Here is a 14,280-nt window from a genome sequence, read left to right on the forward strand (position 1 = left end):
TCGTAGTCATCGAGCGGGCGACGTAACGAGAAGCGTCGGCGTCGCAGCCGACGGTTATCCTCTGAGTTGAAAGCATATAAAGGAAGCTTTATATCTGCTCTACGATTTTCAGGAGGATGCCATGCCGACGACCAATGCCTTGACCGATCTGCTAGCCGAAAAGGGCGTCCTGCTGGCCGATGGCGCAACGGGCACGAACCTGTTTTCCGCGGGCCTCGAGGCCGGCGAAGCGCCGGAAATGTGGAACGAGGCGCATCCGGAGCGGATCACCAAGCTGCATCAGGATTTCGTCGATGCCGGTGCCGACATCATCCTCACCAATACGTTCGGCGGGACGCGGCATCGCCTGAAGCTCCATCACGCGCAGGATCGGGTATTCGACCTCAACAAGCGGGCCGCGGAAATCGCGCGTGCGGTCGCCGACGGCGCGGGCCGAAAGGTGATCGTCGCGGGCTCGGTCGGCCCAACCGGCGAGCTGCTGATCCCGCTTGGCGCATTGTCCTATGAGGATGCGGTCGCCGCTTTCGTCGAGCAGATCGAGGGATTGAAGGCCGGCGGCGTCGATGTTGCCTGGATCGAGACCATGTCGGCGCCGGATGAAATCCGCGCTGCCGCCGAGGCCGCAACCAAGGTCGGCCTGCCCTATACCTATACCGGTTCGTTCGATACGGCCGGCAAGACGATGATGGGCCTCAATCCGAAGGACATCCATCAGGTGGCAAGCAATATCGGTACCGGACCGGAAGCGGTTGGTGCCAATTGCGGCGTCGGCGCCTCGGACATCCTCTCCTCGCTGCTGGACATGACCGAGGCAGCGCCGGATGCGATTACCATCGTCAAGGGCAATTGCGGCATTCCCGAATTTCGCGGTTCCGAGATCTATTATTCCGGCACTCCGCCGCTGATGGCCGAATATGCGCGGCTGGCCCGTGATGCCGGCGCCAAGATCATCGGCGGCTGCTGCGGCACGTCCTGCGAGCATCTGGCGGCCATGCGCGCGGCACTTGACGATTATACACCACGTCCTCGTCCGACGATCGAGGAAATCGTCGACAAGATCGGTCCGCTCCGCAATAAGACCGCCAGCGAATCCGGTGGCGATTCCGGCCGAGAACGCCGTCGCCGCCGCGGTTGATCTATAAAATAGCGCATCGTCCTCGGGGCGATGCGCCAGCGGAGAAGACACATGAGCAGCGTATCGCCGATCGGAAGCCGGGAAACGGTGGCCGAGGGACTGAACAGCCTTTCGGATGAAAAGCAGGCCTGGCTGACGCTCCTCATGGAAAACCCGGCAAGCGACGATCTCATCCTTGCCGGTCTTCACCTCTACCTGGATCAGGCCTCTGAAGCGCCTTTCCTCAATTCCCTGAAGCTCCAGAAATGCGGAGAATGGATCGGCAATGCTGCGCCTGCCCGCCTTCAGATCCGTCTTTCCGAGGCGGCCAAATCGAGCCAGCATCCCGCCTATCAGGCATTCAAGGATGGCCTGACACGCTCCGGCGGAATGGAGCGGGCCTATCCCAAGGCACCCGTCTAGGCACAGGCGACCGGCCGTACCGCTTCAGCGTATCAGCGAAAAGAAGGTTTATAGCCGAACAGCGCCTTATGCTGCGCAATCGGCAATTCCCGGATTGGCCTTACGAGGATCGACGACCTAATCGCCGATCCTCATTGTAGCATCAGCCAAACGATCACGCGGCGACGGCTGCGTCCCGAACATCGTCCAGCAGAAAATGGGCTATGACATATTTTGTCGTGGGCCTGACGCCACCGTCTGATGCCGCGTCGGCGGTTCCGCCATCGGCCGGATGCCAGCTGTGGTAATGGGGATTGTTGGCGATGAGCGTCACGGCCTTGCCGGCGAATTTTCCGCCAAGCCGATAGCGCGCTTCGGCAAGCGGCCATATCCGCTGGAAGTCCTGTTCCGCGATACGAATCTTCAGGGCCTTCCGATTGATCGCGTCGTGCTGCAAGCCATCCTTGCCTACAAACGCCGGCGCCTCCAGCGTCACCTCTTCTGCATTTTCAAGAACGTAGTCGAATTCTTCGGGCCACATTCGCTTCATAAAATCACTCCTCCCAGGTGGTTCTATACGTCAGGCCCTATCAATTTAGCGCTTCGGTCCCCGGACGCAATGTCCATTGTGACGCGGCCTAGTCCAGGCTTTCCATGTGGAACTGCAACTGCTCCGGCGGATAGCGATATTCAGGCCCGACCGGACAGGCATTTCGGGCGAGACAACCGGAGATCATGCAGCCATCCCTACCCGCTTGCGTGAGCAAATGACTTCGACAGTCCTGAAGGGCAGACTTAGCCGGGTCGATATCGATAGCGCCCACCGGACACGCGGCAAGGCAAGGCCGTGTTTCACAGGTCTCGCAGGGATGTCTCTCGGCGGTGACCTTGCTTCCGATTGCATACGGCAGGCCGATCGCGCCGCGATAGCCATGCCAGAGGCCATATTCCGGATGAATGAGAATGCCCAGTGGCGAGGGTTTCAGCCCCTCGGCCCGCATCGCCCATTGCTGGAACGGCTGCCAGGGCTCATCGGAAGGAAAGTAGGCGGTACCATCGTATTCTTCCGCCAGTGGCCGGATGATCTCTTTCGACCATCTGTCGAGCGGATGTACGCCGTCATGGCTCCGCCGCCACAGCGAAAAGGCGGGCCAGATCGAGCCGCCCGCATTGCCCAGCAGCATGACGGAAGCCGCCCTCTGGCCGTTTGCGAGAAGAGGTCCCTCACCCGCCTCGAAATCCACCGTGCCGCGAAAGAGAATGCCGCTCGGCTTCAGCGCTGCCTCGATCGCCTCACGGATGGAGAAAAGGCCGCTCATCCTTCATTCTCAGCGAGGACCCTTGTATTCATAATGCGGTCTCCAGACGCTCCCCTGGATGAAGTCGGCCACCATCCGGGCGCCGCCTTGCTCCCTGGCGGCCTCGGGCTCTCTTCAAGTGAAGGCGTCGGGCATCGAGTCCTTGCGGTCCTTGATGAAGGCAAGCAGAGCCTCGTCGATTGCCGGATCAAGCGGCGGTGCTTCGTAATGGTCGAGCCACGACCGGCAAAGAGCGTTGGCACGATCCTCGATTCGCTTGGAGCCTTCGATTTCCCACTGTTCGAACGAATTGTTGTCGGCGAGAGGAGAACGATAGAAGGCAGTTTGGAAATGCGCCTGGGTATGGCCGCAACCGAGATAGTGGCTGCCGGGCCCGACTTCGCGGATCGCGTCGAGCGCCTGCCCTTCCGTCGAGAGGTCGACGCCCTCTGCCATCTTCTGCATCATGCCGAGTTGGTCCTGGTCGATCATGAATTTTTCGTAGGAGGAAACCAGGCCGCCTTCCAGCCAGCCGGCTGCATGGAGCACGAAATTCGTGCCGGCAAGCAGCGTCATGTTGAGCGTGTTCGCCGATTCATGCGCCGCCTGCGCATCCGGCACCTTGGAGGCGCAAAGCGAGCCGCCGGTACGGAACGGAAGGCCCAGACGCCGTGCGAGCTGGGCAGCACCATAGGAGACCAGCGAGGGTTCCGGCGTACCGAAGGTCGGTGCACCGGACTGCATCGAAATGGATGCAGCGAAGGTGCCGAAGAGGACCGGTGCGCCCTTGCGGATAAGCTGCGTCGTCGCAGCACCCGCCAGCACTTCGGCAAGGATCTGTGTCAAGGTGCCGGCAACGGTAACCGGGCTCATTGCACCCGACAGGATGAAGGGAGAGACGACCGAGGCCTGGTTATGTCGCGCATACACCTTGAGCGCCCCAAGCATCGTCCCGTCGAAGACCATCGGCGAATTGGCGTTGATGAGGTTGAGCGTGACGCAATTGTTCTCGACGAATTCGTCGCCGAAGACGAGCTTCGCCATGGCGATCGTATCTTCGGCGCGTTCCGGCGCCGTGACCGAGCCCATGAACGGCTTGTCGGAATATTTGATATGGCTGTAGACCATGTCGAGATGGCGCTTGTTGACCGGCACGTCGACCGGCTCGCACACCGTGCCGCCCGATGAGTGCATCGACGGCGCCAGGTAGGACAGTTTTACGAAATTGCGGAAGTCCTCGATCGTCGCGTAACGGCGGTTGCCGTCGAGATCGCGCACGAAGGGAGGTCCATAGACCGGCGCAAAGATCGTCGCCTTGCCGCCGACATGGACGCTGCGCTCGGGGTTGCGGGCGTGCCAGGTGAATTCCTTCGGCGCCGTCTTCAACAATTCGCGGCAAAGCCCCTTCGGGAAATGCACGCGGCTGCCCCGAACGTCGGCGCCGGCTGCGGCCCACAGTTCAAGTGCTTCCTCGTCGTCGCGGAACTCGATGCCGATCTCTTCCAGGATGGTGTCGGCGTTACGCTCGATCAGCTGGAGCCCTTCTTCGTCGAGGACTTCGTAGACGCCGATTTTGCGGGTGATATAGGGCAGCGATGCGCCCGGGCCGCCGCCTGTGCGTGCCGCACGCCTGCCGGCCGCTCCCCGCTCGCCGCGCCCGCGTCGTCCCGAACCGCCTGCTGCGTCCGTCTGCTGGCTGATGTCGTCCATGATTTTCCTCGCCTATGCCGTTTCTGGCCTGGGACTGCTCCCATTCTCCTGATGCGCCATGCTAGGCTTCCCGGCAAGTCCTCCCCTGCCTTCCTGCGTCACGCATTTGCACGAGACAGACATTTGCGACATGAGGCGGCGACCATCCTCTTTCCGACGTCGGCCTGTCGCTTCCGAAAGAAATTGCGAAACAATTTCCAGCTAGACATAGTTGCAGGTGTCAATGCGATTTGAGCAATCGCCTCTAACCTAGGGAAGAGAATTCATGTCCGACGACGAAATCATTCTCGCGGAGCTCTCCGACGAAGAGCTCGTTCAGCAGATGCATGACGACCTCTACGACGGCTTGAAGGAGGAAATCGAAGAGGCGACCAACATCCTGCTCGAACGCGGCTGGACGCCTTACGACGTGCTGACCCAGGCGCTGGTCGAGGGCATGCGCATTGTGGGTATCGACTTCCGCGATGGCATTCTCTTCGTGCCGGAGGTGCTTCTCTCCGCCAATGCGATGAAGGCGGGCATGGCGATCCTGCGCCCGCTTCTGGCCGAAACCGGTGCGCCGAAGCTCGGCAAGGTCGTCATCGGCACGGTCAAGGGCGACATCCACGACATCGGCAAGAACCTGGTCGGCATGATGATGGAAGGCGCCGGCTTCGACGTCGTCGATCTCGGCATCAACAATCCTGTCGAGAACTATCTCGATGCGATCGAACGGGAAAAGCCGGACATCCTCGGGATGTCGGCGCTTTTGACGACAACCATGCCTTATATGAAGGTCGTGATCGACACGATGAAGGAAAAGGGTATTCGCGACGATTACGTCGTGCTGGTCGGCGGAGCGCCTCTGAACGAGGAATTCGGCAAGGCCGTGGGGGCCGACGCCTATTGCCGCGATGCAGCTGTCGCTGTCGAAACTGCCAAGGATTTCCTTTCGCGCAGGCACAATCGGCTGGCCGCCGGAGCGTAAGGAAATCTGAGCGATATCGGTGGGCGCAACCCGCGCTTCCGCAGAAAAAAAGTTTCGCACCGCGGTCGCCATCTGACGAGCGCGGTGCAATCAGCCCAGCGGTTGCCGGTATTCTTTACTGGGCAGCCTTGCCGACGCGGTGGCCCGCATCCTGCGTGGCGTTCACGGTATTGGCCGTATCCTGACCCATGCCGCGGATAGTGTTGCCACAAGAGCTAAGCGATGCCGTAATAGCGAAAAGGGCAGCGATAACCGTAACTGTCTTGGCCGTCATGATGGAATACTCCGATGGGTAAGGATCAAAATGTGTCGGAAAGTGATTTTCCGGCTATGGAACGTTTGAAGTCGGAAAAGGTTCACGTCATTGCGTGCGGAGCGATCGCACGCGAGATTCTTGCGGTTTCGCGGCAACAGGGTCTCGATCACATCGATCTCAACTGCCTGCCCGCCATCTGGCATGCTTATCCGCAGAAGATCGTTCCGGGACTGGAAAAAGCGGTCGCCGAAGCGCGCCAAAACGGCTTCACTCGCATCTTCTTTGCCTATGCCGACTGCGGCACCGGCGGCGACATCGACCGCCTCTGCGAGCGAGAAGGCATCGCCCGCATAGCCGGTCCTCACTGTTATTCATTCTTCTCCGGCAACAATGTATTTGACGAGAAGGCCGACGACGACATCCTCTCCTTCTTCCTGACGGATTTTCTTGCCCGCCAGTTTCGCGCCTTCGTCATCGAGCCGCTCGGCCTCGACCGCCATCCGGAACTGAAGGACATGTATTTCGGCAATTACCGAAAACTCGTCTATCTGAGCCAGGAGGAGGACGCGGACCTGCAGCGCAAGGCACGCGAGGCAGCCGAGTATCTCGGACTGGAATACGAATATCGCTTCACTGGTTACGGCGACCTGACCGCCGCGATCCGCTCGGCTTAATCCTTTCTTTCTCGCTTGTCGGCAAGGTTCGCGGAACACCAGTCCGGCGCGGAGCGGCAGATGCAGCAGGTCCCCTCATCCAAGATCGTGGTAATGACCGCGGGCGGCGTAAACCCGCAGGTGATGATAAATGCGCTGGCAGCGCGTTTCCCCGATCTGCATGTCATTGAGGAACGACCTGAGACCAAGGGAGAAATTCTCAGACGTCGGGCACGAAATCTCGGCTGGCTGAATGCCACAGGCCAAATGGCGACAATGATTGCCTCGCGATTGGGCAAGAAACTCGCTGAGCGGCGAAGCGAGGAAATCATCCGCCAGTTCGGGCTCTCCGAGCGCCGTGATCCCGCCATGCCGATGAAGCATGTCTCTTCAATCAACAGCGCGGAATGTCACGCCGCGGTGATAGAGCTTTCGCCGGCTGTCGTTTTCACCATTTCCTGCGGCATTCTCTCCAAGGCGACGCTTGCCGCAATCCCCTGCCCCGTCATCAACTTCCATGCCGGAATCAACCCCATGTATCGCGGACAGATGGGTGGCTACTGGGCGCGCGTGGAAGAGGACGAGAAAAATTTCGGTGCCACCGTCCATCTCGTCGATGCCGGCGTGGATACGGGCGGGAGCCTCCACGAACATCGCGTGACGCCTTCCGGTGCAGACACGATCGCAACATATCCGTTGCTTCTCACGGCAGCCTCGACGGGCATCGCCATCAAGGCGATTGAAGACGCGCTTTCAGGGAATCTACGCCCCTACAGACCGACCGGCAGATCGGCGTTGAGATACCCACCGCCGATCTGGACGTGGATCCGACACGGGATTACCAAAGGTATCTGGTAGTGACGTCGCTTTTTGCTCCCTGCGACGTCGTGCCAAGCGCAGTCCCCGGCGCGTCGCCGGTGCATGTTCTAGGCTTGTTCGGAGGAGTTCATGGCAGACCGCATCGTCGTCTACTGGCGGGATATCCCCGCCCAGGTGATCATCAAGAAGGGACGCCAGACCGCCAAGCGCGAGCTCTCCCTGCGTTTTACAGAGGCGATCGACATGTGCGCGATGCGCACCGGTGCCGCCGAGACCGACGACTATCTTGCCGAATGGCGCAAGGCCGACCCCATTCCCGTCTCCGACGACCTTGAAGCCGAGGCCGACAGGGCGGCTGAGGAACTGGAAAGCACTTATGACAGGGAACGGCTCGTGATGCTGGTCAAAGCCGGTGGGCGGGAAGCCGCCTGATTATCCTTAAACCATCTCATCATTCCTCCTCATAGCCGGAGAAAGACATGACCCGCACCATCGTCGCATCTGCAACCCGGGAAGTCGTGATCGGCTTTGACCAGCCCTTCTGCGTCATCGGCGAGCGGACCAACCCGACCGGCCGCAAGAAGCTAGCGGCGGAAATGATCGAGGGCAATTTCGATACCGTCATCAAGGATGCGCTGGAACAGGTGGCCGCAGGCGCGACCATGCTCGACGTCAACGCCGGCGTCACGTCCGTCAATCCGAACGAGACCGAGCCCGGCCTCCTCGTCCAGACGCTGGAAATCGTGCAGGGGCTCGTGGACGTGCCGCTGTCGATCGACAGCTCGGTGACCGCCGCGATCGAAGCGGCGCTGAAAGTCGCCAAGGGCCGGCCGCTGGTCAATTCCGTCACCGGCGAGGAAGAAAAGCTCGAGGCCATCCTGCCGCTCTGCAAGAAATACGACGTGCCGGTCGTGGCGATTTCCAACGACGAGACCGGCATTTCGATGGATCCGGACGTCCGTTTCGCCGTCGCAAAGAAGATCGTCGAGCGGGCAGCCGACTACGGTATCAAGAGCCATGACATCGTCGTCGACCCGCTCGTCATGCCGATCGGCGCGCTGGGCGATGCCGGCCGCCAGGTCTTCGCATTGCTGAGGCGCCTGCGCGAGGAGTTGAAGGTCAACACCACCTGCGGCCTATCCAACATCTCCTTCGGCCTGCCCCATCGCCACGGCATCAATGCCGGCTTCATCCCGATGGTGATCGGCGCCGGCATGACCTCAGCCATCATGAACCCCTGCCGCCCACAGGAAATGGAAGCAGTGCGTGCCGCAAACGTGCTGAATGGCACCGACCAGAATTGCAGCAACTGGATCATGACCTATCGCGATTACAAGCCGGCCGAAGGCGGCGCGGCCGCAGCCAGCGCTCCTGCCCCATCCGCCGGTGGCGGGCGCCGCGGCGGACGTGCGGCACGGGCCGGCGCCGGAGCAAGGGTGGAATAAGCAGGACAGAATGGCAGACATTTCGCAAAGAGATCCCCTCGTCCTCTTCATGCCGTCCGGCAAGCGCGGCAGGTTTCCGGTCGGCACGTCGGTGCTCGATGCCGCGCGCCACCTCGGGGTCTATGTCGAAAGCGTCTGCGGCGGACGGGCCACCTGCGGTCGCTGTCAGATCGAGGTGCAGGAAGGCAGCTTCGCCAAGCACGGCATCGTCTCCGCGGTCGATCACATCTCGCCTGTCGGCCCTAAGGAGCAGCGCTATGCGGATGTCCGCACCATTCCTGCCGGGCGTCGCCTCTCCTGTTCGGCCCAGATCCTCGGCGATCTCGTCGTCGACGTCCCGCAGGATACCGTCGTAAACGCCCAGGTCATCCGCAAGGCAGCAACCGACAAGACCTTCGACCGCAATCCCGCGATCCAGCTCTGCTATGTCGAGGTCGACGAACCCGACATGCACAAGCCGCTCGGCGATCTCGACCGCCTGAACGCCATGCTGGAGAAGGACTGGGGTTTTCAGAACATCCTCGTCGCCCAGCATCTGCTGCCGGATATCCAGAAGACGCTGCGCAAGGGCAATTGGGGCGTTACTGCCGCGATCCACCGAGATATCGAGGGCTCGCGTCCAAACCTGATCGCCCTCTGGCCCGGACTGCACAACGAGGCCTATGGCATTGCCTGCGACATCGGCTCGACGACGATCGCCATGCACCTCGTGTCGCTCTTGTCGGGCCGGGTCGTCGCCTCCTCCGGCGCCCCCAATCCGCAGATCCGCTTCGGCGAAGACCTGATGAGCCGCGTCTCCTATGTGATGATGAATCCTGACGGGCGCGAGGCTATGACCACGGCGGTGCGCCAGGCGATCAACGACCTGACCGCCAGGGTCTGTCAGGAAAGCGGCGTCGATCCGAACGACATTCTCGACGCCGTCTTCGTCGCCAATCCGATCATGCACCATCTTTTCCTCGGCATAGACCCGACTGAGCTCGGCCAGGCACCGTTCGCGCTCGCGGTCTCGGGCGCGGTCCATACATGGTCACGGGAAATCGATCTCGACATCAATCACGGTGCCCGCGTCTATCTCCTGCCCTGCATTGCAGGCCATGTCGGCGCCGATGCTGCGGGGGCAACCTTGTCTGAAGGACCGCACCGGCAGGACAAGATGATGCTGCTTGTCGATGTCGGCACCAATGCAGAGATTGTGCTCGGCAACCGCGATCGTGTCGTCGCCGCCTCCTCGCCCACCGGCCCTGCTTTCGAAGGGGCGGAAATATCGGGCGGCCAGCGTGCCGCTCCCGGAGCCATCGAGCGCGTCCGCATCGACCCCGAGACACTGGAACCGCGCTTCAAGGTTATCGGAGTGGAGCAGTGGTCGGACGAAGAAGGCTTCTGGGACGGTGCCGAGAAAGTCGGCGTGACCGGCATCTGCGGTTCGGCGATCATCGAAGTGGTCGCGGAAATGTATCTCTGCGGCATCATTTCCGAAGACGGCGTTGTTGACGGCTCGATGGCGGAAAAGAGCCCGCGCATTCTGCAGAACGGCCGCACCTTCTCCTATCTGCTGCACGACGGCGCGCAGCGCATCGTCGTGACACAGAATGACGTGCGCGCTATCCAGCTTGCCAAGGCGGCGCTTTACGCCGGCATCAAGCTGCTGATGGAGAAACAGGGGGCCGAAACGGTCGATACGATCCGCTTTGCCGGCGCATTCGGCTCCTTCATCGATCCGAAATACGCCATGGTGCTGGGCCTGATCCCCGACTGCGACCTCGCTGAGGTCAAGGCGGTCGGCAATGCTGCCGGCACCGGTGCATTGATGGCGCTTCTCAACCGCGATTTCCGTCGTGAAATCGAAGAGACCGTCAAGCGTATCGAGAAGATCGAGACCGCGCTGGAGCCGAACTTCCAGCAGCTCTTCGTCGACGCGATGGCTCTGCCGAACAAGGTCGATGCATTTCCGAACCTTGCGAGTGTCGTCACCTTGCCGGAGAAGAAGGCTATCGCAGAGGGTGGCAGCGACGGCGGGCGCAGGCGCCGCCGTTCGCGGGAATAGGGACTGCCGAGGCGACCCGGCAGCTCCACTGCTATATTGATCAGGCTGCGGCGGCGACCGCCGAACCGAAAGCTTCCTTCATGCTTTCTGCCACTGCCTTGGCCGGAACAGAAAGGTTCGGCGCGGTCAGCAGCCGAATGTCGAAATTGATCAATTCCGGCAGTCCTTCCTTCGGTCCGAGGACTTGCATGTCCTCGGTCACGTAGGACAGCGGGAAAGGCGCGATGGCAAGGTCGGAAAGGACGGCCGCGCGCTGCGCCATCGTATGGGCGCTGGCATAAGCAATGCGATAGCTGCGCTTGTGCTTGTCGAGCTGCGAGATCGCATCCTGGCGCCACACGCAGCCGTCTTCCCAGACGGAGATCGGCAACGGATCGCGCAGATAGGCATTGCCGCATTTGGCTCCCGCCCAGACCAGCTTTTCCGTATGGATGATTTCGCCGATCGTCGGAAACGGCCGCGTGGCGCAGTTGATCAGCGCAAGGTCCAGGCGCTGTTCGTCCATCCGCTTGCGCAACAGAAGACTCTGGTCAACCGTGACATCCACCATGATGCCCGGAAAACTCTCTCCGAAATCCTTCAGCACCTTCGGCAGCAGCCGTTCGGCGATATCGTCCGGTGCCCCGAGACGCACCACGCCGGAAAGCTCGGGCATGACGAAGCGCGAGACCGCCTCGTTGGACAGCGCGATCATCCGTCTTGCATAGGACAGAAGCATCTCGCCGTGCTGCGTCAGCGTCACCGAGCGCGCATCCCGCAGAAACAGCGTGGTCTTCAGCTGTTCCTCGAGCTTCTTGATCTGCATCGACACCGCGGACGGCGTGCGCAGCACCACGTCAGCGGCGGTGGAGAAATTGCCGGTCTCGGCAATGGCGACAAACGTTCTCAAAACGTCATTGTCGAGAAGTTGAAGCGGTGGACGAAATGGCGCGTTCATCGGAACCTCCATCAAAAAATCTGAACGTAAGCACCATATCATTTCATTTGATTGAAAGTCAAACGAGGAGGATACTTCAGATCATCGAAGCACGACGTCGATACTCGACAGAGCTTGATGCGGCGTCGGCAAGACCTTCGATCAAATGACGGATTGGCTGCGCGTATTTCCAAGATGCGGCGCCATGAAGCACCCAAGGAAACAAAGGAGAGCAAAGATGAGCACGGTAACCTCCCTGCACGTTCATCATCCGCGCAAGACGCATTCTACGGAACCCTCGGCTTTCGACTGGCTGCGTGTACTGGTCGCACGGATTACAGTTGCCTGGCAGCGACGCAAGACGGAGCGGATGCTTGAAAGCCTGCCCCAGGAAATCCGCAAGGACATCGGTTGGCCGACGACCATCAGCAAGTAAGGCTTCAGATGTATTACGGACCCGCCGACATGGCCTGCGGAGACAAAGCCGCAGGCCATGTCGCATTTCGGCGATAGCGGGAACCTGCCCTATCCGATCACCTGTCACCTGTGCGACGCCTGCATGTCGCAAAAATGCCATTTCCCTGTCGTCAAAAGCTCTTCTAATCCGCTGCGTCCGTGCGAATGTCGCATTCAGACGTGCAAGACCGCATAAAGCGGCAGCAAGGGGAACGACGATGGATCTGATGAGCAAGAGCCCGGCGAAGAAGCGGTCTATCGTCTTCTTTCTGGTCCCGCATTTTACCATGCTGCCCTTCTCGGCGGCAGTCGAAACGCTGCGGATCGCCAACCGCATGCTGGGCTACGCCGCCTATACCTGGCGGCTCTGTTCCGCCGATGGACAGAAGGTATATTCGTCCAGCGGCATTGGCATAGAGGTCAATTCGTCGCTGGCTGACGAACGGCGCTATCTGGCCGGTGAAAACCGCCCCAACATGGTGCTGGTCTGTTCTGGCATCTATGTCGAAGAATTCAACAACAAGTCGGTCAACGCCTGGCTGCGCGAAACCTACAATCGCGGCATCGCTGTAGGCAGCCTTTGCACCGGCGCCCATGTGCTGGCACAGGCCGGGCTCCTGAACGGCAAGCGCTGCGCCATCCATTGGGAAAACCTGCCCGGCTTTGCAGAGGCATTTCCGCAGGCCGAGGTCTACGCCGACCTCTATGAGGTCGACGGCAATCTCTATACCTGCGCCGGCGGCACCGCCTCGCTCGACATGATGCTCAACCTGATCGGCCAGGATTTCGGCGAGAACCTCGTCAACCGGGTCTGTGAGCAGCAACTGACCGACCGGGTGCGCAACCCGCACGACCGCCAGCGCCTGCCGCTGCGCGCGCGCCTCGGCGTGCAGAACTCCAAGGTTCTCTCGATCATCGAGCTGATGGAGAACAACCTTGCCGAGCCGCTGTCGCTGGTGGAGATCGCCGACGACGCCGGCCTTTCGCGACGACAGATCGAAAGGCTCTTCCGCCAGGAGATGGGCCGCTCTCCCGCCCGCTATTATCTGGAGATCAGGCTTGATCGCGCCCGGCATCTGCTGGTGCAGTCGTCCATGCCTGTGGTGGAAGTCGCCGTCGCCTGCGGCTTCGTCTCCGCGTCGCATTTCTCCAAATGTTATCGCGAGGTCTACAATCGCTCCCCGCAGCAGGAACGCGCCGAGCGCAAGCTGACGCTCAGCACGTCAAGAACCGGCGTCGTGGTCTGACGACACCTCCACGGAACCGCGAAATGGAAAATGGCCGGGCGATAGACGCTCCGGCCATTTCTTCTTCATTCCCTGATCGACATTCGTCGCTTAGGCGACGCTCTTTACCGCTCCTGCGGGCCGCCTGGCCTGCGTCGACCAGATCTGGATCAGCGTGTCGAGGTTCTGGTTGACGCGGCAGTAGAATTCCTCGTCGATGAACGGTCGCAGCATGAAGTCGTTGCCACCGGCCTTGAGGAAGCGCGCAGACAGAAGGCGATTCGACGAGGAGGATACGCCGATGATGCGCAACTCATGCGAGCCACGGACGGAGCGGATGCGCCTTGTCAGTTCGAAGCCGTCGATGTCGGGCATGTTGTAGTCGGTGATGACGAGGCCAATATCGCTGTTCTTCTTCAGGATCTCGAGCGCCTTGGCGCCGCTGTCGGCAACGCTGACGCGGAAATTATAGCGCTTCAGACGGCTTGAAAGCAGCGCCCGCGCCGTCGGGCTGTCATCGACGATCAGCACGTGATGACGATGGTTGGTCAGGAAGCGGCAGACCGATTCCGCCAGCATGTCGACGGCAAAGACATTGTCCTTGAGAATGTAGTCGACAATGTCCTTCGTCAGCAGCTTGTCTCGGGTTTCCTCATGGAACGTGCCGGTGAACACGATCGTCGGAACGGACAGGTCGATGAGATATTCGAGAGCCTCGCCGTTTTCCGCGCCTGGCAGGTTGATATTGGAAATGGCCAGCGTGATCGGATCGGTCGAGCGGTCATATGCCAGCTGCAGATCCTCGAAGTTGCGGCAGATCTCGATGTCGATATCGAAAAGCTCTTTCAGTCTCGCCCCGATCATCGAGGTGAAAACGTTGGAATCTTCTGCAAGAAGAATACGTGAACCGCCCAGAGATTCACCGGAATACTGCATGCCGGATATGCCGAGGAATGTCATAACAACCCTTA

Annotated in this window: 16 protein-coding genes; 10 read left to right on the forward strand and 6 right to left on the reverse strand. The window is 60.6% G+C overall.

Going from position 1 to position 14,280, the window contains the following annotated elements; all coding sequences use genetic code 11:
• The first annotated feature begins 121 nt into the window (after positions 1 to 121).
• Complete coding sequence (gene bmt / locus BM216_RS16385) at positions 122 to 1,135, forward strand: betaine--homocysteine S-methyltransferase (RefSeq protein ID WP_093000277.1); 1,014 nt, start codon at positions 122 to 124, stop codon at positions 1,133 to 1,135.
• Between the two features lie 51 nt (positions 1,136 to 1,186).
• The gene (locus BM216_RS16390; protein ID WP_093000278.1) at positions 1,187 to 1,537 is read left to right on the forward strand and encodes a hypothetical protein; all 351 of its coding nucleotides are present in this window, start codon (positions 1,187 to 1,189) and stop codon (positions 1,535 to 1,537) included.
• Between the two features lie 154 nt (positions 1,538 to 1,691).
• On the opposite strand, the gene BM216_RS16395 is transcribed toward BM216_RS16390, so the two are convergent.
• The 3 genes from BM216_RS16395 to BM216_RS16405 form a co-directional block, all read right to left on the reverse strand.
• The gene (locus tag BM216_RS16395; protein WP_177230817.1) at positions 1,692 to 2,057 is read right to left on the reverse strand and encodes a hypothetical protein; all 366 of its coding nucleotides are present in this window, start codon (positions 2,055 to 2,057) and stop codon (positions 1,692 to 1,694) included.
• A gap of 97 nt (positions 2,058 to 2,154) precedes the next feature.
• Positions 2,155 to 2,835, reverse strand: a complete 681-nt coding sequence (locus BM216_RS16400) for a 4Fe-4S dicluster domain-containing protein (protein ID WP_093000280.1) — start codon at positions 2,833 to 2,835, stop codon at positions 2,155 to 2,157.
• A 114-nt stretch (positions 2,836 to 2,949) separates the two neighbouring features.
• Positions 2,950 to 4,524: a trimethylamine methyltransferase family protein gene (locus BM216_RS16405; RefSeq protein WP_093000281.1), complete on the reverse strand. Its 1,575-nt coding sequence runs from the start codon at positions 4,522 to 4,524 to the stop codon at positions 2,950 to 2,952.
• A gap of 265 nt (positions 4,525 to 4,789) precedes the next feature.
• On the opposite strand from BM216_RS16405, the gene BM216_RS16410 reads away from it, so the two are divergent.
• Complete coding sequence (locus BM216_RS16410) at positions 4,790 to 5,491, forward strand: corrinoid protein (RefSeq protein WP_093000282.1); 702 nt, start codon at positions 4,790 to 4,792, stop codon at positions 5,489 to 5,491.
• A gap of 115 nt (positions 5,492 to 5,606) precedes the next feature.
• Here the strand turns inward: BM216_RS16410 and BM216_RS16415 are convergent, their stop codons facing one another.
• Positions 5,607 to 5,765 carry an entericidin domain-containing protein gene (locus tag BM216_RS16415; protein ID WP_093000283.1) on the reverse strand — a complete coding sequence of 53 codons (159 nt, stop codon included), beginning with the start codon at positions 5,763 to 5,765 and terminating at the stop codon, positions 5,607 to 5,609.
• Positions 5,766 to 5,779: 14 nt separating this feature from the next.
• Here BM216_RS16415 and BM216_RS16420 point away from each other — a divergent pair, with 14 nt between their 5' ends.
• From BM216_RS16420 to BM216_RS16440, 5 genes are all read left to right on the forward strand, one after another.
• Entirely contained in the window at positions 5,780 to 6,421 is a 642-nt protein-coding gene (locus tag BM216_RS16420; protein WP_093000284.1) for a DUF1638 domain-containing protein, read from the forward strand.
• 60 nt (positions 6,422 to 6,481) lie between these two features.
• Entirely contained in the window at positions 6,482 to 7,258 is a 777-nt protein-coding gene (locus tag BM216_RS16425; RefSeq protein WP_093000285.1) for a formyl transferase, read from the forward strand.
• A 90-nt stretch (positions 7,259 to 7,348) separates the two neighbouring features.
• The gene (locus BM216_RS16430; protein ID WP_093000286.1) at positions 7,349 to 7,651 is read left to right on the forward strand and encodes a virulence factor; all 303 of its coding nucleotides are present in this window, start codon (positions 7,349 to 7,351) and stop codon (positions 7,649 to 7,651) included.
• Positions 7,652 to 7,698: 47 nt separating this feature from the next.
• Positions 7,699 to 8,664, forward strand: a complete 966-nt coding sequence (locus BM216_RS16435) for a methyltetrahydrofolate cobalamin methyltransferase (RefSeq protein WP_093000287.1) — start codon at positions 7,699 to 7,701, stop codon at positions 8,662 to 8,664.
• A 10-nt stretch (positions 8,665 to 8,674) separates the two neighbouring features.
• The gene (locus BM216_RS16440; protein WP_093000288.1) at positions 8,675 to 10,711 is read left to right on the forward strand and encodes an ASKHA domain-containing protein; all 2,037 of its coding nucleotides are present in this window, start codon (positions 8,675 to 8,677) and stop codon (positions 10,709 to 10,711) included.
• 40 nt (positions 10,712 to 10,751) lie between these two features.
• On the opposite strand, the gene BM216_RS16445 is transcribed toward BM216_RS16440, so the two are convergent.
• Entirely contained in the window at positions 10,752 to 11,648 is an 897-nt protein-coding gene (locus tag BM216_RS16445) for a LysR family transcriptional regulator (protein ID WP_093000459.1), read from the reverse strand.
• Positions 11,649 to 11,865: 217 nt separating this feature from the next.
• On the opposite strand from BM216_RS16445, the gene BM216_RS16450 reads away from it, so the two are divergent.
• Complete coding sequence (locus BM216_RS16450; RefSeq protein WP_093000289.1) at positions 11,866 to 12,063, forward strand: hypothetical protein; 198 nt, start codon at positions 11,866 to 11,868, stop codon at positions 12,061 to 12,063.
• Positions 12,064 to 12,310: 247 nt separating this feature from the next.
• A complete protein-coding gene (locus BM216_RS16455) occupies positions 12,311 to 13,330 on the forward strand; it encodes a GlxA family transcriptional regulator (protein ID WP_093000460.1) in 1,020 nt (339 codons plus the stop codon).
• A 90-nt stretch (positions 13,331 to 13,420) separates the two neighbouring features.
• On the opposite strand, the gene BM216_RS16460 is transcribed toward BM216_RS16455, so the two are convergent.
• Positions 13,421 to 14,269 (reverse strand): response regulator, encoded by an 849-nt coding sequence (locus tag BM216_RS16460; RefSeq protein WP_093000290.1) that lies wholly within the window; start codon positions 14,267 to 14,269, stop codon positions 13,421 to 13,423.
• Positions 14,270 to 14,280 lie beyond the last annotated feature (11 nt).

Source organism: Rhizobium sp. NFR07 (assembly GCF_900111905.1).
GTDB lineage: Bacteria > Pseudomonadota > Alphaproteobacteria > Rhizobiales > Rhizobiaceae > Neorhizobium.

Excerpts from the sequence above, each read along its gene's own strand:
- BM216_RS16455 (WP_093000460.1), top strand. The coding sequence starts at position 12,311 with ATGAGCAAGAGCCCGGCGAAGAAGCGGTCTATCGTCTTCTTTCTGGTC.
- BM216_RS16395 (WP_177230817.1), bottom strand. The coding sequence starts at position 2,057 with ATGTGGCCCGAAGAATTCGACTACGTTCTTGAAAATGCAGAAGAGGTG.
- bmt (WP_093000277.1), top strand. The coding sequence starts at position 122 with ATGCCGACGACCAATGCCTTGACCGATCTGCTAGCCGAAAAGGGCGTC.
- BM216_RS16440 (WP_093000288.1), top strand. The coding sequence starts at position 8,675 with ATGGCAGACATTTCGCAAAGAGATCCCCTCGTCCTCTTCATGCCGTCC.
- BM216_RS16435 (WP_093000287.1), top strand. The coding sequence starts at position 7,699 with ATGACCCGCACCATCGTCGCATCTGCAACCCGGGAAGTCGTGATCGGC.
- BM216_RS16415 (WP_093000283.1), bottom strand. The coding sequence starts at position 5,765 with ATGACGGCCAAGACAGTTACGGTTATCGCTGCCCTTTTCGCTATTACG.
- BM216_RS16410 (WP_093000282.1), top strand. The coding sequence starts at position 4,790 with ATGTCCGACGACGAAATCATTCTCGCGGAGCTCTCCGACGAAGAGCTC.
- BM216_RS16390 (WP_093000278.1), top strand. The coding sequence starts at position 1,187 with ATGAGCAGCGTATCGCCGATCGGAAGCCGGGAAACGGTGGCCGAGGGA.
- BM216_RS16400 (WP_093000280.1), bottom strand. The coding sequence starts at position 2,835 with ATGAGCGGCCTTTTCTCCATCCGTGAGGCGATCGAGGCAGCGCTGAAG.
- BM216_RS16430 (WP_093000286.1), top strand. The coding sequence starts at position 7,349 with ATGGCAGACCGCATCGTCGTCTACTGGCGGGATATCCCCGCCCAGGTG.
- BM216_RS16445 (WP_093000459.1), bottom strand. The coding sequence starts at position 11,648 with ATGAACGCGCCATTTCGTCCACCGCTTCAACTTCTCGACAATGACGTT.
- BM216_RS16460 (WP_093000290.1), bottom strand. The coding sequence starts at position 14,269 with ATGACATTCCTCGGCATATCCGGCATGCAGTATTCCGGTGAATCTCTG.
- BM216_RS16425 (WP_093000285.1), top strand. The coding sequence starts at position 6,482 with ATGCAGCAGGTCCCCTCATCCAAGATCGTGGTAATGACCGCGGGCGGC.
- BM216_RS16450 (WP_093000289.1), top strand. The coding sequence starts at position 11,866 with ATGAGCACGGTAACCTCCCTGCACGTTCATCATCCGCGCAAGACGCAT.
- BM216_RS16420 (WP_093000284.1), top strand. The coding sequence starts at position 5,780 with ATGGGTAAGGATCAAAATGTGTCGGAAAGTGATTTTCCGGCTATGGAA.
- BM216_RS16405 (WP_093000281.1), bottom strand. The coding sequence starts at position 4,524 with ATGGACGACATCAGCCAGCAGACGGACGCAGCAGGCGGTTCGGGACGA.